Source organism: Pseudomonas sp. 2FG (assembly GCF_005502935.1).
Classification (GTDB): Bacteria; Pseudomonadota; Gammaproteobacteria; order Pseudomonadales; family Pseudomonadaceae; genus Aquipseudomonas.
The window spans coordinates 166,346-184,103 of sequence record NZ_SCMP01000006.1; the positions used below are offsets into that span (position 1 = coordinate 166,346).

Sequence of the window (17,758 nt, forward strand, 5' to 3'; positions counted from 1 at the left end):
AGCCCCCATGCCATTTTTACCTAGCCTTTTCATTGCCAGCCTGCTCGCTCTATGCCTGAGTACCACGCCGCTGCAGGCCGCCGAACCCCCGACTAGCAGTGCCGTGCAGAGCAGCCTGGACAGCCTCGAGGCGCGCAAACTGCCCGAAGCCGAACAACAGGCGGTCAAACAAAGCCTCGAAAGCACCTTGCGCTGGCTCGCCGTTAAAGAGGACAGCGCGCAGCGCTTGAGTGACCTCCAGCAGAAACTGGCCGAAGCGCCGCGGCTGATTAGCGAAGCCCAGCGCGAACTGGCCAAGCTTAAAGCCAGCCCGCCCATCGTCATCGCCCAGCGCTATGCCAACAGCTCGGAGCCGCAACTGGAACAACAGTTAAGCGACCGCAGCAGCCAACTGAGCGACTGGCAGCAGGCGATCGCCGAGGCCAACAGCCAGATCATCACCGCCCAGACCCGCCCCGAGCGCGCTCAGGCGGAAATCAGCGGCAACCAGACCCGTGCCCAGGAGCTCAACGGCCTCCTGAAGAATGGCAAAGACGGCGGTAAGCCGCTAAGCCCCGAGCGCCGTGACCAGCTCAACGCGGAACTCGCCGCTCTGACCGCGCAAACCTTGCTCCGCCGTCAGGAGTTGGCCGGCAACAACCTGCTGCAAGACCTTGGCAACAGCCAGCGCGATCTGCTGAATGAGCGCATCATCCGCGCGGAGCAGGAAAGCCGCGACCTGCAATCGCTGATCAACGACAAGCGCCTCGCGCAATCGGAACAGACCGTCGCCGAGCAGTCGCTGGAGGCGAAGAAGGCCGGCTCCGGCAGCCTCCTGGCCAGCGAGAGCGATGCCAACCTCAAGCTCTCCGATTACCTGCTGCGCACCACCGACCGCCTCAACCAACTGACCCAGCAGAATCTGCAGACCAAGCAACAGCTGGACACCCTCACCCAGAGCGACCAGGCCCTGGACGAGCAGATCAGCGTGCTCAAGGGCAGCCTGCTGCTGGCGAAGATTCTCTATCAGCAGAAGCAAGCGCTGCCGCAGCTCAAACTCGACCGCAACCTGGCCGATGAAATCGCCGACATCCGCCTCTACCAGTTCGAGGTCAGCCAGCAGCGCGAGCTGGTCAGCAATCCCACCACCTATGTCGAGCAGTTACTGGCCAAGCAACCGGCCGAAGAAGTCACCCTGCAATTGCGCAAGACCCTGCTGGAGCTGATCACCACCCGCAGCGAGCTGCTGGAGCGACTGAACCGTGAGCTGAATACCCTGCTCAACGAGTCGATCACCCTGCAACTGAACCAGAAGCAGCTGAAGAGCACGACGCAAGCCTTGCGCGCGACCCTCGACGAACAGATGTTCTGGATTCCCAGCAATAAAGTGCTGGATCTGAGCTGGTTCAAGCTCGTGCCGCAGCGGCTCGAACTCCAACTCCGCTCGATGCCCTGGGGCTCGGGGATCCGCGAGCTAGGCTCCGGCCTGAGCGACCGCCCGCTGCTGTTCTTGCCGCTCTTGCTGCTGATCGGCGCGCTGCTGTGGAAGCGCAACTACCTCTCGCAAAAGCTGGCGGAGCTGCATCGGGACATTGGCCACTACAAGCACGACAGCCAGTTGCACACCCCCTTGGCGCTGTTGCTGAATGTCCTGCTGGCCCTGCCGGGCGCGCTGTTCCTCGCGCTGTGCGGCTTCGCCCTGCAAATGGACGCCAGGGGGCAGAACGCCACCCTGGGCGCGGCCCTGATGGAGATGGCCCAGGCCTGGCTGGTGTTCTATACCGCCTACCGCATCCTCTCGCCCGCCGGCGTCGCCGAATTGCACTTTCGCTGGGCTCGGCCGCAAGTCGAGTTCCTGCGTGTTCAGACCCGCCGCCTGGGTCTGGTGGTCCTGGCGCTGGTCGCCATCGTCACCGTGGCCGAACATCAGCCGGCGGCCCTGGCCGAGGACGTCATCGGCATCGGCGTGGTGCTCACCTGCTATGCCTTGATGACCTGGCTGATGAGCAGGCTGCTGAGCGGCCCGATGGGCGAGCACCCCTCGGCCTTCCGCCTCTTGATCGTTGTAGGCTTCACCGCGCTGCCGATCGCACTCTTCATCGCCGTCGGCTTCGGCTACTACTACACCGCGCTCAAGCTCAGCGACCGCTTGATCAACACGCTCTACCTGCTGATGCTCTGGCTGGTGGTGGAGGCCACCTTCGTCCGCGGTCTCGGCGTTGCGGCGCGGCGCCTGGCTTACCAGCGCGCCCAGAGCAAGCGCCAGGCGCCGGTCAAGGAGGGGGCCGAAGGCGGCGAGGTGCTCGAGGTGCCGACCCTGGACATCGAGCAGATCAACCAGCAGTCCTTGCGCCTGATTCGTCTGGCCTTGCTCGGCGTCTTTGTCGTCGCGCTGTACTGGGTCTGGGCCGACTTGATCTCGGTCTTCGCCTACCTGGATAACGTCACCCTGTACGAATACACCAGCGGCACCGGCGTCACCGCCAGCCAAGTGCCGATCAGCCTCAGCGACCTGCTCGGCGCGCTGCTGATCATCACCCTGACCGTGGCCCTGGCCCGTAACCTGCCAGGCCTCTTAGAGGTATTGGTGCTGTCGCGCCTGACCCTCGCACAGGGCAGCGCCTATGCCGCCACCACCCTGCTGTCCTATGCCATTGCCGGCATCGGCTTCGTCGCCACGCTATCGGCGCTGGGGGTCAGTTGGGACAAGCTGCAATGGCTGGTGGCCGCACTCTCGGTCGGCCTGGGTTTCGGCCTGCAGGAGATCTTCGCCAACTTCATCTCCGGCCTGATCATCCTGTTCGAACGCCCGGTGCGGATCGGCGACGTGGTGACCATCGGCAACCTGTCCGGCACGGTCAGCCGGATTCGGATCCGCGCCACCACCATCACCGATTTCGACCGCAAGGAAATCATCGTCCCGAACAAGACCTTCGTCACCGACCAACTGATCAACTGGTCGCTGACCGACACCGTCACCCGCGTCATCATCAAGGTCGGCGTGGCCTACGAGACCGATCTGCCACTGGCACGCAAGCTGATGATGCAAGCCTGCGTGGAGAACCCGCGAGTGCTGCGTGATCCCGAGCCGCTGCTGTTCTTCCTCACCATCAGCCCCAGCACCTTCGATTACGAACTGCGTTTCCATGTACGCGAACTGGGCGACCGTAACCCGGCGACCGACGAGATCCTCACCCGCATCGCCCTGAGCTTCCGCGAGCAGGGTGTGGAGATGGCCTTCAACCAACTGGATATCTTCGTCAAGAACCTGCAAGGCCAGGAGGCCCAGTTGGTCGCCGGCAAGTCATTACCGCCGCCGCAGCTGCCCTAGCGCCACTGGCGGGCAGGCGCCTGGACGCACTCGAGCAATTCCGAGGACAATACTCGGAATTACTGGAGGCGCATCTTGTTGAAGTCGCTCACCGATCTGACCTTCGATAACCGCTTCGCCCGCCTGGGCGATGCCTTCTCGACCGCAGTGTTACCCGAACCCATAGCCGAGCCACGCCTGGTGGTCGCCAGCCCGGCGGCGTTGGCCCTGCTCGATCTCGACCCGGCTCAGATTGAGGAGCCGGTGTTCGCCGAACTGTTCAGCGGGCACAAACTCTGGGAACACGCCGAGCCACGGGCGATGGTCTATTCCGGACATCAGTTCGGCTCCTACAACCCGCGCCTGGGCGATGGCCGTGGCCTGTTGCTGGGCGAAGTCCTGAATGACGCGGGCGAGCACTGGGACCTGCACCTCAAGGGCGCCGGGCAGACGCCCTACTCACGCATGGGCGATGGCCGCGCCGTGCTGCGTTCGTCGATCCGCGAGTTTCTCGCCTCGGAAGCCCTGCATGCGCTCGGCATTCCCAGCAACCGGGCGCTCTGCGTGACCGCCTCGAGCACCCCGGTCTGGCGCGAGAAACAGGAGCGTGCGGCCATGCTGCTACGCCTGGCACCGAGCCACGTGCGCTTCGGCCACTTCGAGTACTTCTACTACACCAAACAGCCGGAACTACTGAAGCAGCTCGGCGAGCACGTGCTCAACTGCCATTTCCCCGCCTGCCTGCAGCAGCCCGAACCCTACCTGGCCTTCTTCCGTGAAGTGGTCGAGCGCAACGCCGAGCTGATCGCCTACTGGCAAGCCTATGGCTTCTGCCACGGGGTGATGAACACCGACAACATGTCGATCCTCGGCATCACCTTCGACTACGGCCCCTATGCCTTTCTCGATGATTTCGACGCCAACCACATCTGCAACCACTCGGATGACAGCGGCCGCTACTCCTTCAGCAACCAGGTGCCGATCGCCCACTGGAACCTCTGCGCGCTGGCCCAGGCGCTAACGCCGTTCATCGGCGTCGACCAGTTGCGGGAGAGCCTCAACCTGTTCCTGCCGCTGTACCAGGCCCATTACCTCGACCTGATGCGCCGCCGCCTGGGCTTGAGCCAGGCCGATGAGCAAGACGCGGCCTTGGTCGAACGCCTGCTGCAACTGATGCAGGGCAGCCCGGTGGATTACAGCCGGTTCTTCCGCGAACTCGGCGACAGCGCCCCGAGCCTGGCGCTCAAGCGCCTGCGTGAAGACTTCATCGACCTGTCGGGTTTCGATGCCTGGGCCGCCGACTATCAGGCCCGCAGCGCCGCGGAAGGCGTCAGCCAGGTGGACCGGCAACGCCGCATGCACGCGGTCAACCCGCGCTACATCCTGCGCAATTACCTGGCACAACTGGCCATCGACGCCGCCGAACAAGGCGACTACAGCGAAGTGCGGCGCCTGCATGCGGTGCTCAGCCAGCCCTTCGAGGAGCAGCCCGGCATGGAGCGTTACGCCGAGCGCCCACCGGAATGGGGCAAGCGCCTGGAGATCAGCTGCTCGTCCTGACACGCCCCCTTGCAGCAGCCAGCCCGGCGTTATTTTCCAGGCGCCAACAACCACTCCAGCCCCATCGCCACATGCCGCTCGCTGCTGTCGATCAGCGGCAAGGGGCTGGTTACGCCCTCCAGCAGCAGGCCAATTTCCGTGCAACCGAGAATCGCCGCCTCGGCCCCTTCTGCGCGCAGGCGCTCCAAGCTTTGCAGATAGAAGCTGCGCGCAGGCGCATTGAACTGCCCACAACACAGCTCCTGAAAAATCACCCGATCGAGCTCGACCTGGTCCGACGCCTCTGGCACCAGCACCTGGATACCGAAGCGCGCGCTTAACCGCTCACGGTAGAACGCCTCCTGCATGGTGAAGCGGGTGCCGAGCAAGGCCGCCCGCTGCACACCGTCCAGCTGCAGGGCCTGGCCCACCGCATCACCGATATGCAGCAGGGGAATCGTCAGCGCGGCTTCGATCGCCGGCGCGACCTTGTGCATGGTGTTGGTCGCCAGCAGCAGAGCCGTCGCCCCGGCACGCTGCAGGCCCTCGGCCGCACGGGCCAAACGCTCACCTGCGGCAACCCAGTCGCCGGTTTGCTGCAACGCGGCGATTTCCGCGAAATCCACCGAATGCACCAGCAACGGCGCCGAATGCAGACCACCCAGGCGCTCACGCACGCCCTGATTCAATAGCCGATAGTAGGTTGCCGTGGACTCCCAACTCATCCCACCCAGCACGCCCAGTGTACGCATCGCATTGTCCTTTTTTAGTCCATCTGTGAGCCTAACCCCCTGGACAGAGTGGTCACCAGATACAGGCAGCGCCCCGGCGAGCGGTACAGCGGCTCTCAATAACCTAAAAGCATATAATGCTGCTCAATTATTCTTAGACTCTCTAAGCAAAGCCCACTATCTTGGCGCCCGTGCGGCAAACCGCCCGTCATCTTCCAGCCCAGGCCAGCTGTACATGAAAATCCGCGATCTCGACTTCACCGCTAACCCGATCAATGCCGAACACGAGGCATTGGGTTTACCGCCAGTTGAAGATCTCGTCTCGCACCCCGCCAATCACCCAATACTCAGAGCGGCCATGTGGCTGGCGATTGCCATACTGCTCAGTCTGCTGTCGTTCCTGGCCTGGCGCCTGTTCTTCGGCGACCATGAAAGCAGCGGCCTCGAGATCATCGAGGGCGCGCTGCACAGCCCGCTGTTCTGGAGCGCCGTGGCCGTCGGCTTTTTCGCCCAGGCCATCGATGGTGCCCTCGGCATGGCCTACGGCATTACTGCCACGACCTTTTTATTGGGCGCTGGCGCCTCGCCTGCCGCGGCCAGCGCCAGCGTGCATATCGCCGAAGTCTTCACCACCGGCTTGTCGGGCATCTCTCACGTCAAATTGGGCAACGTCAACAAATCCCTGTTTCTGCGCCTGCTGATTCCCGGCATCATCGGTGCCGTATTGGGCGCGGTGGTCATCACCCAATTCGATGGCAAGGCGCTGAAGCCGTTTATCTCCGCCTATCTGCTGCTGATGGGGCTGTACATTCTGAGCAAGGCGTATCGGCATGTGTTGCACAGCAAACAGCCCAAACACACGGCCAAGCTGGCCCTGTTCGGCGGCTTCGTCGACGCCGCCGGCGGCGGTGGCTGGGGCCCGGTGGTGACCAGCACCCTGCTCGGTTCCGGCAGCGACCCGCGCACCACCATCGGCTCGGTCAACTTCGCCGAGTTCTTCCTGACCATCGCCAGCGCCACGTCCTTCATCCTCCTGGCCGGTCAGCCGAGCACCTGGCTATTGGTCGCCGGGCTGGTATTCGGCGGCTTGTTTGCGGCGCCGTTTGCCGCACTGCTGTGCAAAAAGCTCCACGCCAAAACTCTGCTGACGATAATCGGCAGCCTGATTAGCCTGCTCAGCGCCTACAACCTGTACACGGCGCTGGCCTGAGGGGCGTGCCAGCGACCAAGTTGTGACGCTTGATATCCGCCATGCCTGGCTCCAGATAGTGGTTATACCGCCCTGGAGCCTGTTATGCCCGCCCCTCTGCTGATTCCCTGCCCGCACTGCAACGGCCTCAACCGCATCCCCGGCGAACGCCTCGGTGATACACCGCGCTGCGGTCGCTGCAAAGGCGAGGTCCTGCCCGGTAAACCCTTCGACCTGACGCACAGCAGCTATGCCAGCCAGCTCAAAGGCGACCTGCCGCTGCTGCTGGATGTCTGGGCCAGTTGGTGCGGGCCCTGCCAAGCTTTTGCGCCGATCTTCCAGCAGGCCGCCGGGCAGTTAGTTGGGCGCTGCCGCCTGGCCAAGCTCGATAGCGAAGCCCATCAACCGCTGTCGGCACAACTGGGCGTGCGCTCGATCCCCAGCCTGATCCTGTTCAAGGGCGCTCGTGAACTGGCACGCCAGAGCGGCGCCCTGCCGTTGCCGCAGCTGCTGGCCTGGCTACACAGCCACGGCATCTGAACACCCAGCGCTCTGCAAAACCCTGTGTGAGCATTTCGGTCAGCCGCGGCGAGCACCGCGGTCATTGCCGCAGGGTGGGTAACGGCTAGGCTGGGGAACCATCGATAAGAAGGAGCACGCCATGCCGTTTCCCATTGAGATCGCCCGCCAGTTCACCGAAGAAAAGATCGCCTTCGTCAAACGCCTGAACCTCAAGGCCGAGGTGCTCGAGCCGGGCTTCGTCCGCCTGCGCGTGCCCTTGGCGGGCAACGAGAACCACCTCGGCAGCATGTACGCCGGCGCGCTGTTCACCCTGGCGGAAATCCCCGGCGGTGCGCTGTTTATCACCAGCTTCGATGCCAGCCGCTTCTACCCCATAGTCAAAGAAATGAACCTGCGCTTCCGGCGCCCGGCCACCGGCGATATCTGGGTCGAGGCGCGCCTCGACGCGGAAGACATCGAACGCCTGCAAGCAGAGGCGGCGAGCCACGGCAAAGCCGAGTATTTGCTGGAGCTAAAGCTGCTCGATGCCAGTGGCCAAGTAGTGGCCGAAAGCCGCGGCCTCTATCAATTGCGTGCGCACTGACGCATGACCTTGCTCTAGATCAAAATGGCAACTATTGAATATAAGTTAACTCCCTGAAGAATCGAGTCGGCCAAGCGCACGGAGGGGTCGCCCCATGGTCATCAAACATATCCTTATCGCCCATGACTTACGCAGCACCGCGGATCTCGCGCTACGCCGAGCCGCCCAACTGGCGCGCCAGCATCACGCCCGCCTGACCGTGCTGCATGTCAGCGAGAGTCCGCAGCCGGCCGCCGTACGGGAAAAAGCCGAGCAGGCGCTCGACAGCAGCCTGACCCGCTTCGCACCGCCCGGCAGCGAGCTGCGCCTGCAGATCGGCCGCCCGGCCGATGTGGTCTTGAGCCAGATCGAGGAACTGCAAGCCGATCTGCTGGTGCTCGGCGCCCACCATCATCGCCACGAGTTCTTCTCCGGCACCACCCTCGACCGCATCGCCCGCGGCTGTCCGATCCCGCTGCTGCTGGCCTCGGTCGACGACGACAGGCCCTACCAGCGCGCCCTGGCCGCCTTGAATTTTTCCGTCTGCGCCTGCAATGCGTTCGGCCATGCCTACCGCCTGCTGCCGACAGCGGCCGAACTGCATGCCCTGCACGTGTTCGAGGCGCCCAGGGGCAACCCAGCGGAAGTCGAGGCCCTGCTCGCCACCCAACGCATGCTGATCGAGCAATTGCTGCTCGACGAAACGCGGAACCTGCCGGCCAAGGGGCCCAGGCTCAGCCACGAGGTCCAGTTGGGCAGCCTGCCGCGCACGCTGCATGAGGCCATCGGCACCCACCAGCCGCAACTCCTGGTGCTCGGCAGCCATGGCCGCAGCGCCCTGTTCCAGGCCCTGCTCGGCAGCCTGGCGCAACACTGCCTGCACAAGGCGCCCTGCGATGTGTTGGTGACGCGGTAGCGCACCAGCGCCCAAACGAAAAAGGGCGCCGAGGGCGCCCTTTATTCTTGCAGCGGGCTGTTAGCCCTCGCTTTCCAGCAAACGGTGCAGCTCGACGAACTGCTGAGTCAGCTTGTGCCGCGGCTCGAGGAAGATCAGCGGGGTGCAAGCCTGGTGCGACTCGCGCATCTTCACCGAGCTACTCAGATACACCGGCAACACCGGCAGATTCTCGGCGATCAGCTCATCCAGCAACTGCTGCGGCAGCGTCGCGCGCGGCTGGAACTGATTGACCACTATGCCCTCGACTTCCAGCCCCTCGTTGTGGTCCTCCTTCAGTTCGTCGATCTCGGCGAGCAGGCCATACAGCGCCTGACGCGAGAAACTGTCGCAATCGAAGGGGATCAGGCAGCGGTCGGCGGCGATCAGCGCGGAAACCGTGTAGAAGTTCAGCGCCGGCGGGGTGTCCAGGTAGATCCGGTCGTAGTCCTCGGCCAAGTCATCCAGCAGCTTTCGCAGCTTGTTGATCTTGTGCTTGGCCTCGAGCTTGGGCTGCAGATCGGCCAACTCGGCGGTGGCGGTGACCACATGCAGGTTGTCGAACGGGGTCTCGTAGATATCGACCTTGCCCTTCCTGGCAAAAGCCCCGGCGGCCAGGGTCTGCTTGAAAAAGTCGGCGATGCCCATGGGAATCTCGTCGCCGGTCAGGCCGGTGAGATACTGCGTCGAGTTGGCCTGCGAATCCAGGTCGACCAACAGCGTGCGATGCCCCTGTGCCGCACTCACCGCCGCCAGGTTGCAAGCGATACTGGACTTACCCACCCCGCCTTTCTGATTGAATACCACGCGCCGCATATCGCACCTCCCTGAGAACCTGCTCAATATCTGCTGCGCTTGGCCATGCTGCGTTGAAAACAGGCTCGGACTGCTCATTTACCACTCGTAAACTCCGCGCCCTCGCCTGTTTTCGCCTTGCCTGGCCTGCGCTCGCGACGATCTTGAACAGGTTCTGAACCGTCGAAGCCTGGGATTCTAAGCAAAGCGCGTGACGAGGGCGAGGTGGATAGTCGAACGGTGACCAGTGGCGCGGTTATTTCCCGCAAATACCGGCACACTGGCCGCCCATTTGCGCAGTTGGCGGGCAAAATGCGGCTTTTCGCCGTCATCGACAGCCCCGCGCCTCGCCCGGAATAATGCAGCCAACGTTTGCCTGAGGGTCGCAGGGCCTGGATAATGCCCGCCCTTTGCTATGGCGCTATCGACAAGGCCTTTGTCGTTCAGGAATCACCCTCGTCGACATGAGTGTCCACAGGGGCCGAAAAGAGCTCTTCGCCCGATGCATTTCAGTATTACTCAATGGCGCGCCTGGGCCCCCGGACTAGAGAGCCTGCACGACTGGCAAGCCTGGGCTCGGCAGCCGTGGCGGCCGGCCGCTGGCGCGGCGCAACCGGACGTGGCGTTTCTCCCCGCCCTGCAACGCCGCCGTCTCAGCCGCTTGGCGCGCATGGCCTTCAGCGTCGCCTGGCCCCTGGCCGAATCGCGCGTAGGGCAGCCGCAGCTGCCACTGGTATTCGCCTCCCGGCACGGCGAAACCCCACGCACCTTCGCCCTGTTGAGTGACCTGGCCGAGCAGACGCCGCTCTCACCGACGCAGTTCAGCCTCTCGGTGCATAACGCGATCATTGGCTTGTGGTCGATCCTGCGCGGCGACACCAGCGAGATGACCGCATTGGCCGCCGAGGGTGACGGCCTCGAGCACGCGATCCTCGAAGCCGGCATGTTGCTCACGGCAGGCGCGCCGGCGGTGCTGGTGGTGATTGCCGAGGATCTACCGCCAGCGGCCTATGCCCCCTGGATCGACGACGTGCCGTTTCCCTATGCCGTTGGCCTGTTGCTGACGCCCGGCACGGACTGGCAACTGAGCCTCGGCGAAAATACCGCGCCCGCACCAACGGCCGAGTGGCCGCATGCCCTGAGCCTGCTGCACACCCTGTTAAGCCACCACTCTCACTGCCAGCATCATTGGAAGAGTCGCGCATGGACCTGGCAACACAAGCCCTGAAGCGGCGCGCCAACGCGCCCTACCCGTGGCGGCTGCTCGCCACCGGCGCCAGCTTCGCCCTGTTCGGCCTCGGCGGCCTGTGCCTGCGCGTGCTGGTTTTCCCGCTGCTGGCGCTGCTGCCGGGCGATGCCCCGAGCCGGCGACGCCGGGCGCGCGCCACCATCAGCCGGCTGTTCTGGCTGTTCGTGCAATTCATGTATCGCAGCGGTGTGCTGACGTTTGCAGTGGAAGGCGCCGAGCGCCTGGGGCGACCGGGTCAGCTGATCATCGCCAATCACCCCTCGCTGATCGATGTGGTGGTACTGGTCGCGCTGATCCGCGACGCCAACTGCGTGGTCAAACAGAGCCTGTGGGACAATCCCTTCATGCGCGGGCCGATCCGCGCCGCGTGTTACATCAGCAACAGCGGCAGCCTGGACATGCTCGACGAAGCCGCCGACGCCCTGCGCCAAGGCCAGACGCTGATCGTCTTCCCCGAAGGCACCCGCACCACGCCCGGCCAAGCCCCGCAATTTCACCGCGGCGCCGCGGCCATCGCCCTGCGCGGCGCCAGGCTGGTCACCCCGGTGGTGATCAGCGTCAGCCCGACCACCCTGACCAAGGCCGAGCCCTGGTACCGCATTCCGTCGCGACGTTTCCACTTTCAGCTGCGCGTCGGCGAGGATATCGACCCGCAACTGTTCGCCGCACAGGGCCCCGCGCCCAGGGCCTCACGCAAGCTCAACGAGCATTTGCACCAGCATTTCATTAAGGAGCTCGGCAAAGATGAGCGATCTGCAGCTTGAGATTAAAACGCTGATCATCGAGGCCCTGGGCCTGGAAGACCTCGGCCCAGACGACATCGACGCCGAGATGAGCCTGTTCGGTGAAGGCCTCGGCCTCGACTCGGTCGACGCCCTGGAGCTGGGCCTGGCGATTCAGAAGCGCTTCGGCTTCAAGATCGACGCCGACGCCAAAGATACCCGCAAGCATTTTACCAACGTGGCCAGCCTCGCCGTCTTCGTGACCGCCCAGCAAGCCGCGTGAGAGAGAACGAGCATGCAAAACCGTGACGAAATTTTCAGCACCCTGCGCGACGCCCTGGTGGAACTGTTCGAGCTCGAACCCGAGCGGATCGACCTGCAAGCCAACCTCTATCAGGACCTGGAAATCGACAGCATCGACGCCGTCGACCTGATCGACCACATCAAGCGCAAAACCGGCAAGAAACTCGCCGCCGAGGAGTTCAAGGCGGTACGCAGCGTCGGCGACGTGGTCGAGGCGGTGTATCGCCTGGTCAATGCACCCGCGGCATGATGAGCCGACTGATCGGTCTGGTACTGCTGTTGGCCGGCCTGAGCTACCCCTTTGCGGTGTATTTCGGCCAGCAACAGCTGTCGCCGCGCGTCTTCGCCCTGCTGCTCGGCGGCCTCTGGCTGGCGCGGCTGCTGAGCCATGCGCAGCGCCCCGGCAGCCGCTGGATGGCCGCGGCCGCGTTGGTGTTCTGCCTGCTGCTGGGGCTGGCGGACAACCCCGAACTGCTGCGCTGGTATCCGGTGCTGATCAGCCTGTTCTGCCTGGGCCTGTTCGGCCTCAGCCTTAGCCAGCGCTTCGGCCCGCCGCTGGTCGAGCGCATTGCGCGCCTGCGTGAGCCGGAACTGCCGGAAGTTGCCGTGCGCTATACCCGCCAGGTGACCAAGGTCTGGATCGGCTTCTTCCTCGGTAATGGCGCCCTCGCCAGCGCCTTGACCCTGTGGGCGCCGCTGAGCTGGTGGGCGCTGTACACCGGGCTGATTGCCTACGGGCTGATGGGCCTGCTGTTCGCCGGCGAATGGCTGGTGCGCCAGCACGTGCGAGGCCTGGCATGAACTGGCTCGGTCTTGAGCGCTTACTGCTGGCGGAACAACCGGCGCGCCCGGTCACGCTGGAGCCCATGCTGCTGCACGCAGAGCTGCGCGAGCAGGCGCTGCGCCTGGCCGCCGGCTTGCAAGCGCGGGGCGTCCGGCGCCTGGCCGTGCACCTGGAGGATGCCGCCGAGCTGGCCATCGCCCTGCTCGGCGCCTGGCGTGCCGGGGTCAGCGTGCTGCTGCCGGCCGACCTGCAGGCGCAAACCCGCCAGCGCCTGAACGCCGAGGTCGACCTCTGGCTGAGCGATCAACCCGGCGACGCCAGCCTGGCCAGCCTGCTCGCCGAGCCGCTGCCGGGTGCCCTGCTGGATCTTGAGCACTGCCGCCTGACCCTCTGTACTTCAGGCTCCAGCGGCGAGCCCAAGCCGATCGACAAATCCCTGCGCCAGCTAAGCAATGAAGTCCAGGCCCTGGAGCGCCTGTGGGGCGCCGAGCTGGGCAATGCCTGCATCATCGGCAGCGTGGCCGCGCAACATATCTACGGCCTGCTGTTCCGGGTGCTCTGGCCGCTGTGCGCCGGGCGCGTATTTATCCGCCGCGCGCAGCCATTCCCGGAAGACCTGCAGCGCGCCAGCCTTTCTCTAAGTTATCTCGGGGGCTGTGGAAGCGTAGCGAGCGAAGATGAGGCAAGGCAAAAACAGGCGAGGCCGCGGAGTTTACGAGCGGTAAATGAGCAGGCCGAGCCTGTTTTTAACGCAGCATCATGCGCGAAGCCCGCAGTAGCTTCCGCGGCCCCCGACTTTGCCTGGGTTGCCAGCCCCGCCCTGCTCAAGCGCATGGGCGACAACCTCGACTGGCCGGCGTTGCGCCGCGTACGTCGGGTGTTTTCCTCCGGCGGCGCACTGCCACTGGCAGCCGCGCAGCAGTTGCAGGCGAACCTCGGCCAGTGGCCGACGGAGATCTTCGGCAGTTCGGAAACCGGCGGCATCGCCTGGCGCCAGGGTGCCCGCCTGTGGCAACCCTTCGTCGGCGTGCAACTGAGCCTGAATAGCGCAGGCGCGCTGCGCATCCAGTCGCCGTACCTGCCCAGCGGGCATATCGAACAAACCGCCGATGGCGCCAAGCTCGAGGCCGACGGCCGCTTCGAACTGCTCGGGCGCCTCGACCGCATCGTCAAGCTGGAAGAAAACCGCATCTCCCTGCCGATGCTCGAACAGGCCCTGGCCAGCCACCCCTGGGTAGAGGAAGCGCGCCTCGGGGTGGTTCAGGACAATCGTGCCTACCTCGGCGCCCTGATCGCCTTGAGCGACGCCGGCCTGCACGCCTTGCGCAATCAGGGCCGGCGCACCTTGACCGGCAGCCTGCGCCAGCACCTCAGCGAACACTGCGCCGCGCTGGCCCTGCCGCGCCGCTGGCGCCTGGTGCGCCAGCTGCCGCTGAACGCCCAGGGCAAGCTGCCGCAGGCCGAGCTAGAGGCGTTGCTCTATGCCCCGCGCCCCCTGCAACCGCAGTTGCTCAGCCAGCGCGAAGAAGACGGCCAGTGGCAACTGGAGCTGGAAGTACCGCTGGATCTGGCGCACTTCACCGGGCACTTCCCGCAAACCCCGGTGCTGCCCGGCGTGGTGCAGATCGACTGGGCGCTGAGCCTGGCCCGGCAACTGATGTGCCTGCCGCCGCGCTTTGTCGGCATGGAGGTGCTGAAGTTCCAGCAACTGGCCCGCCCCGGCGACCGCCTGCACCTGAGCCTGCGGTTCGACGCTTTACGCAGCAAGCTGTACTTCAGCTATCGCCATGGCGCAGCCAACTGTTCCTCCGGGCGCATCCTGCTGGGGCCGACGCATGTCTGAAGTCCGACTCTGCACCGTGATCCCGGTGTACAACCATGAACAGGCGGTGAGCGCGGTGCTGCAGCGGCTACTCGCGGCCGGACTGCCTTGTGTCTTGGTGGACGACGCCTCGCGGCCGAGCTGCGCCCTGGTGCTCGATCGACTCGCCGAGCAGCCGCAGGTCCACCTCGTTCGCCTGGCGGAAAACCAGGGTAAAGGCGGCGCGGTGATGGCCGGCCTGCGGGCAGCGGCGAACCTGGGCTTCAGCCATGCCCTGCAGGTCGACGCCGACGGCCAGCACGACCTGCAAAACCTCCCACAGTTTCTCGCCCAGGCGCGCCAGGCGCCGCAGGCCGTGATCTGCGGCTACCCGCAGTACGACGCCAGCGTGCCCAAGGGCCGCCTGTACGCACGCTATGCGACCCACGTCTGGGTCTGGATCAACAGCCTGTCGCTGAACATCCGCGACTCCATGTGCGGCTTTCGCGTCTACCCGTTGGCGCCGACCCTGGCGCTGATCGACTCGGTGCAAGTCGGCACCCGCATGGACTTCGACACGGAAATCCTCGTGCGCCTGAGCTGGCGCAATCAGCCGATGCACTGGCTGCCGGTTCGCGTGCATTACCCGGCGGACGGCGTCTCGCATTTCCGCCTGCTGCAGGACAACCTGCTGATCTCGAAGATGCACGCCAAACTGTTCTTCGGCATGCTCTGCCGCGCGCCGCTGATACTTTGGCGGCGCTGGTACGGGCGGCGCAGGTGGCGCGGATGAGCCGCGAACACTGGGCCAGGCACGGCGAACGCGGCAGCTTCCTGCTGATGCGCTGCACCGCCTGGGCCGCGCGCCACCTCGGGCGGCGGGCGCTCAGCCCGCTGCTGCATCTGATCGTGCTGTACTTCTTCCTGTTCGGCCGCCGCGCCCGCCTGAGCATCTGGGACTATCAGCAGCGCCTCGCCGCCTGGAGTGGCCGCAGCGAACTGCGGCCGACCCTGAGATCGATCTTCGGCCAATTTATGGCCTTCGCCGACGCCCTGCTGGACAAGCTCGACGTGTGGAACGGCCGCCTGCGCCTGGAGCAGATCGACATCCGCGACCCGGCCAACCTGCGTGCCCAGCTGCGCGGCTCGCGCGGGCAGATGTTGGTCGGTGCGCACCTGGGTAACCTCGAGGTCTGCCGCGCCCTGGCCGAGCTCGGCGAGCAGGTGCAGATGAACGTGCTGGTGCATACCAAGCACGCCGAACAGTTCAATCGCCTGCTCGGCCAGGCTGGCGCCAGCCACCTGCGGCTGATCCAGGTCAGCGAGCTGGACCCGGCGATCATGCTGCAACTGAGCCAGCGCCTGGAGCGCGGCGAGTGGCTGGCGATCGCCGGTGACCGGGTGCCGCTGCACGGCGCACGCACCGCCAGGGTGGATTTCCTCGGCCAGCCCGCCGACCTGCCGCAAGGCCCGTGGCTGCTGGCCGGACTGCTGCAATGCCCGATCAATCTGCTGTTCTGCCTGAAGCACGAGCAGCGCTACCAGCTGACTCTCGAGCCCTTCGCCGAACGCATCGAATGGCGCCGTAGCGAGCGCGAGCAGGTGATCCGCCACTGGGCCCAACGCTATGCCGAGCGCCTGGGCCATCACTGCCTGCAAGCGCCGCAACAATGGTTCAACTTCTTCCCTTTCTGGACTACCCATGACGACAGATCAGCCTGAAGCCGTAGTCTTCGGTGAGCGCCCGCTGAGCATCGAGCAGGTGGTCAGCCTCGCCGAGCAGCACAGCCCGAGCCAGCTGCAAGGCGACGGCGCGTTCCGCCAACGCATCGCCAAGGGCGCGCAGTTCCTCGACTCGTTGCTGGACAAGGAAGGGGTGATCTACGGCGTCACCACCGGCTACGGCGACTCCTGCGTGGTCGCGGTGCCGCTGGAGCAGGTCGAAGCGCTGCCGCGGCACCTGTTCACCTTTCACGGCTGCGGCCTGGGCAAGCTGCTCGAACCGGCGGCCACCCGCGCGGTGCTGGCGGCGCGTTTGCAGTCGCTGTGTCAGGGCGTTTCCGGGGTCCGTATCGAGCTGCTGGAGCGGCTGCAGGCCTTTCTCGCCCACGACATCCTGCCGCTGATTCCCGAAGAGGGTTCGGTCGGCGCCAGCGGCGATCTGACGCCGCTGTCCTACGTCGCGGCGACCCTGGCCGGCGAGCGCGAGGTGCTCTGGCGCGGCCAGGTGCGCAGCGCCGCCGAGGTGCATGCCGAGCTGGACTGGCAGCCGCTGACATTACGGCCGAAAGAAGCCCTGGCGCTGATGAACGGCACCGCGGTGATGACCGGCCTGGCCTGCCTGGCGTTCTCCAGAGCCGATTACCTGCTGCAACTGGCGACCCGCATCACCGCACTCAACGTGGTGGCGTTGCAGGGCAACCCGGAGCATTTCGACGAGCGCCTGTTCGCCGCCAAGCCGCACCCGGGGCAGATGCGGGTCGCCGCCTGGTTGCGCCAAGACCTGGCCATCGACGCGCCGACCGCGCCGCTGCACCGCCTGCAGGATCGCTACTCGCTGCGCTGTGCGCCGCATGTACTGGGCGTATTGGCCGACAGCCTGAGCTGGCTGCGGCAGTTCATCGAAATCGAGCTGAACAGCGCCAACGACAACCCGATCATCGACGCCGAAGCCGAGCGCGTCCTGCACGGCGGGCACTTCTACGGCGGACATATCGCCTTCGCCATGGACAGCCTGAAGAACCTGGTGGCCAACGTCGCCGACCTGCTCGACCGGCAGCTCGCCCTGCTGGTGGACAGCCGCTACAACCACGGCCTGCCGAGCAACCTCTCCGGCGCGCCGACGGCCACGGCGATGCTCAACCACGGCTTCAAGGCGGTGCAGATCGGCACCAGCGCCTGGACCGCCGAAGCCCTGAAGAACGGTATGCCGGCGAGCCTGTTCTCACGTTCAACCGAGTGCCATAACCAGGACAAGGTCAGCATGGGCACCATCGCCGCCCGCGACGCCCTGCGCAGCCTGGAGCTGTGCGAACAAGTCGCCGCCGCCACCCTGCTGGCCGCCAACCAGGGTGTCTGGCTGCGGGAGCGCGAAGCCGAGGCGCGGCCATTGCCGGCGCCGCTGGCGAACATGCGCGCACAACTGGCCGAGGACTTCCCGCCGGTGATCGAAGACCGCGCCCTGGAAGCCGAACTGCGTCTGTGCCTGGCGCAAATCCGCAGCCGGCACTGGAGGCTCTATGCGTAATCCAGCTTTTGTAGGGTGCGCCATGCGCACCGCAATTACGCATGTCCTCGCGGTGCGCACAGCGCACCCTACGCCGTGTGCAGGTTGTGTT

Annotated in this window: 17 protein-coding genes; 15 read left to right on the plus strand and 2 right to left on the minus strand. The window is 65.2% G+C overall.

Going from position 1 to position 17,758, the window contains the following annotated elements; translation table 11 throughout:
• The first annotated feature begins 7 nt into the window (after positions 1–7).
• The gene (gene mscK, locus FFS13_RS08480) at positions 8–3,310 is read left to right on the plus strand and encodes a mechanosensitive channel MscK (protein WP_137818661.1); all 3,303 of its coding nucleotides are present in this window, start codon (positions 8–10) and stop codon (positions 3,308–3,310) included.
• Positions 3,311–3,388: 78 nt separating this feature from the next.
• Positions 3,389–4,849 carry a protein adenylyltransferase SelO gene (gene selO, locus FFS13_RS08485; protein WP_137818733.1) on the plus strand — a complete coding sequence of 487 codons (1,461 nt, stop codon included), beginning with the start codon at positions 3,389–3,391 and terminating at the stop codon, positions 4,847–4,849.
• Positions 4,850–4,878: 29 nt separating this feature from the next.
• Here the strand turns inward: selO and FFS13_RS08490 are convergent, their stop codons facing one another.
• A complete protein-coding gene (locus FFS13_RS08490) occupies positions 4,879–5,580 on the minus strand; it encodes an aspartate/glutamate racemase family protein (RefSeq protein WP_137818662.1) in 702 nt (233 codons plus the stop codon).
• 214 nt (positions 5,581–5,794) lie between these two features.
• Between FFS13_RS08490 and FFS13_RS08495 the strand changes: the two genes are divergently transcribed.
• From FFS13_RS08495 to FFS13_RS08510, 4 genes are all read left to right on the plus strand, one after another.
• The gene (locus FFS13_RS08495; protein ID WP_137818663.1) at positions 5,795–6,769 is read left to right on the plus strand and encodes a sulfite exporter TauE/SafE family protein; all 975 of its coding nucleotides are present in this window, start codon (positions 5,795–5,797) and stop codon (positions 6,767–6,769) included.
• A gap of 84 nt (positions 6,770–6,853) precedes the next feature.
• Positions 6,854–7,288 carry a thioredoxin TrxC gene (gene trxC, locus FFS13_RS08500; RefSeq protein ID WP_137818664.1) on the plus strand — a complete coding sequence of 145 codons (435 nt, stop codon included), beginning with the start codon at positions 6,854–6,856 and terminating at the stop codon, positions 7,286–7,288.
• Between the two features lie 121 nt (positions 7,289–7,409).
• Positions 7,410–7,853, plus strand: a complete 444-nt coding sequence (locus FFS13_RS08505) for a YiiD C-terminal domain-containing protein (RefSeq protein WP_137818665.1) — start codon at positions 7,410–7,412, stop codon at positions 7,851–7,853.
• 94 nt (positions 7,854–7,947) lie between these two features.
• Positions 7,948–8,748, plus strand: a complete 801-nt coding sequence (locus tag FFS13_RS08510) for a universal stress protein (protein ID WP_137818666.1) — start codon at positions 7,948–7,950, stop codon at positions 8,746–8,748.
• A 60-nt stretch (positions 8,749–8,808) separates the two neighbouring features.
• Here the strand turns inward: FFS13_RS08510 and FFS13_RS08515 are convergent, their stop codons facing one another.
• Positions 8,809–9,582 carry a ParA family protein gene (locus tag FFS13_RS08515; protein WP_137818667.1) on the minus strand — a complete coding sequence of 258 codons (774 nt, stop codon included), beginning with the start codon at positions 9,580–9,582 and terminating at the stop codon, positions 8,809–8,811.
• A 481-nt stretch (positions 9,583–10,063) separates the two neighbouring features.
• Here FFS13_RS08515 and FFS13_RS08520 point away from each other — a divergent pair, with 481 nt between their 5' ends.
• Genes FFS13_RS08520 through hutH form a run of 9 tightly spaced genes read left to right on the plus strand, consistent with a single transcriptional unit; the run spans position 10,064 to position 17,667 of the window.
• Positions 10,064–10,789 carry a beta-ketoacyl synthase chain length factor gene (locus tag FFS13_RS08520; RefSeq protein WP_137818668.1) on the plus strand — a complete coding sequence of 242 codons (726 nt, stop codon included), beginning with the start codon at positions 10,064–10,066 and terminating at the stop codon, positions 10,787–10,789.
• The gene (locus FFS13_RS08525) at positions 10,765–11,574 is read left to right on the plus strand and encodes a 1-acyl-sn-glycerol-3-phosphate acyltransferase (RefSeq protein WP_137818669.1); all 810 of its coding nucleotides are present in this window, start codon (positions 10,765–10,767) and stop codon (positions 11,572–11,574) included. The genes FFS13_RS08520 and FFS13_RS08525 overlap by 25 nt, the downstream gene beginning before the upstream one ends.
• Positions 11,555–11,815, plus strand: coding sequence for a phosphopantetheine-binding protein (locus tag FFS13_RS08530; RefSeq protein WP_137818670.1), 261 nt, complete (start codon positions 11,555–11,557; stop codon positions 11,813–11,815). Before FFS13_RS08525 ends, FFS13_RS08530 begins: the two co-directional genes overlap by 20 nt.
• A gap of 12 nt (positions 11,816–11,827) precedes the next feature.
• Positions 11,828–12,085 carry an acyl carrier protein gene (locus FFS13_RS08535; RefSeq protein WP_137818671.1) on the plus strand — a complete coding sequence of 86 codons (258 nt, stop codon included), beginning with the start codon at positions 11,828–11,830 and terminating at the stop codon, positions 12,083–12,085.
• On the plus strand, positions 12,085–12,636 hold the full coding sequence (locus tag FFS13_RS08540; protein ID WP_137818734.1) for a hypothetical protein: 552 nt from the start codon (positions 12,085–12,087) through the stop codon (positions 12,634–12,636). Before FFS13_RS08535 ends, FFS13_RS08540 begins: the two co-directional genes overlap by 1 nt.
• A complete protein-coding gene (locus tag FFS13_RS08545) occupies positions 12,633–14,462 on the plus strand; it encodes an acyl-CoA synthetase family protein (RefSeq protein ID WP_137818672.1) in 1,830 nt (609 codons plus the stop codon). The genes FFS13_RS08540 and FFS13_RS08545 overlap by 4 nt, the downstream gene beginning before the upstream one ends.
• Entirely contained in the window at positions 14,455–15,213 is a 759-nt protein-coding gene (locus FFS13_RS08550) for a glycosyltransferase family 2 protein (RefSeq protein ID WP_137818673.1), read from the plus strand. The genes FFS13_RS08545 and FFS13_RS08550 overlap by 8 nt, the downstream gene beginning before the upstream one ends.
• Positions 15,210–16,142: a glycosyl transferase gene (locus tag FFS13_RS08555; protein WP_137818674.1), complete on the plus strand. Its 933-nt coding sequence runs from the start codon at positions 15,210–15,212 to the stop codon at positions 16,140–16,142. The genes FFS13_RS08550 and FFS13_RS08555 overlap by 4 nt, the downstream gene beginning before the upstream one ends.
• Positions 16,123–17,667, plus strand: coding sequence for a histidine ammonia-lyase (gene hutH, locus FFS13_RS08560; RefSeq protein ID WP_137818675.1), 1,545 nt, complete (start codon positions 16,123–16,125; stop codon positions 17,665–17,667). Before FFS13_RS08555 ends, hutH begins: the two co-directional genes overlap by 20 nt.
• Positions 17,668–17,758 lie beyond the last annotated feature (91 nt).

Coding starts and splice junctions, on each gene's coding strand:
- mscK (WP_137818661.1), top strand. CDS start 8: ATGCCATTTTTACCTAGCCTTTTCATTGCCAGCCTGCTCGCTCTATGC.
- FFS13_RS08490 (WP_137818662.1), bottom strand. CDS start 5,580: ATGCGTACACTGGGCGTGCTGGGTGGGATGAGTTGGGAGTCCACGGCA.
- FFS13_RS08495 (WP_137818663.1), top strand. CDS start 5,795: ATGAAAATCCGCGATCTCGACTTCACCGCTAACCCGATCAATGCCGAA.
- trxC (WP_137818664.1), top strand. CDS start 6,854: ATGCCCGCCCCTCTGCTGATTCCCTGCCCGCACTGCAACGGCCTCAAC.
- FFS13_RS08505 (WP_137818665.1), top strand. CDS start 7,410: ATGCCGTTTCCCATTGAGATCGCCCGCCAGTTCACCGAAGAAAAGATC.
- FFS13_RS08510 (WP_137818666.1), top strand. CDS start 7,948: ATGGTCATCAAACATATCCTTATCGCCCATGACTTACGCAGCACCGCG.
- FFS13_RS08515 (WP_137818667.1), bottom strand. CDS start 9,582: ATGCGGCGCGTGGTATTCAATCAGAAAGGCGGGGTGGGTAAGTCCAGT.
- FFS13_RS08520 (WP_137818668.1), top strand. CDS start 10,064: ATGCATTTCAGTATTACTCAATGGCGCGCCTGGGCCCCCGGACTAGAG.
- FFS13_RS08525 (WP_137818669.1), top strand. CDS start 10,765: ATGGACCTGGCAACACAAGCCCTGAAGCGGCGCGCCAACGCGCCCTAC.
- FFS13_RS08530 (WP_137818670.1), top strand. CDS start 11,555: ATGAGCGATCTGCAGCTTGAGATTAAAACGCTGATCATCGAGGCCCTG.
- FFS13_RS08535 (WP_137818671.1), top strand. CDS start 11,828: ATGCAAAACCGTGACGAAATTTTCAGCACCCTGCGCGACGCCCTGGTG.
- FFS13_RS08540 (WP_137818734.1), top strand. CDS start 12,085: ATGAGCCGACTGATCGGTCTGGTACTGCTGTTGGCCGGCCTGAGCTAC.
- FFS13_RS08545 (WP_137818672.1), top strand. CDS start 12,633: ATGAACTGGCTCGGTCTTGAGCGCTTACTGCTGGCGGAACAACCGGCG.
- FFS13_RS08550 (WP_137818673.1), top strand. CDS start 14,455: ATGTCTGAAGTCCGACTCTGCACCGTGATCCCGGTGTACAACCATGAA.
- FFS13_RS08555 (WP_137818674.1), top strand. CDS start 15,210: ATGAGCCGCGAACACTGGGCCAGGCACGGCGAACGCGGCAGCTTCCTG.
- hutH (WP_137818675.1), top strand. CDS start 16,123: ATGACGACAGATCAGCCTGAAGCCGTAGTCTTCGGTGAGCGCCCGCTG.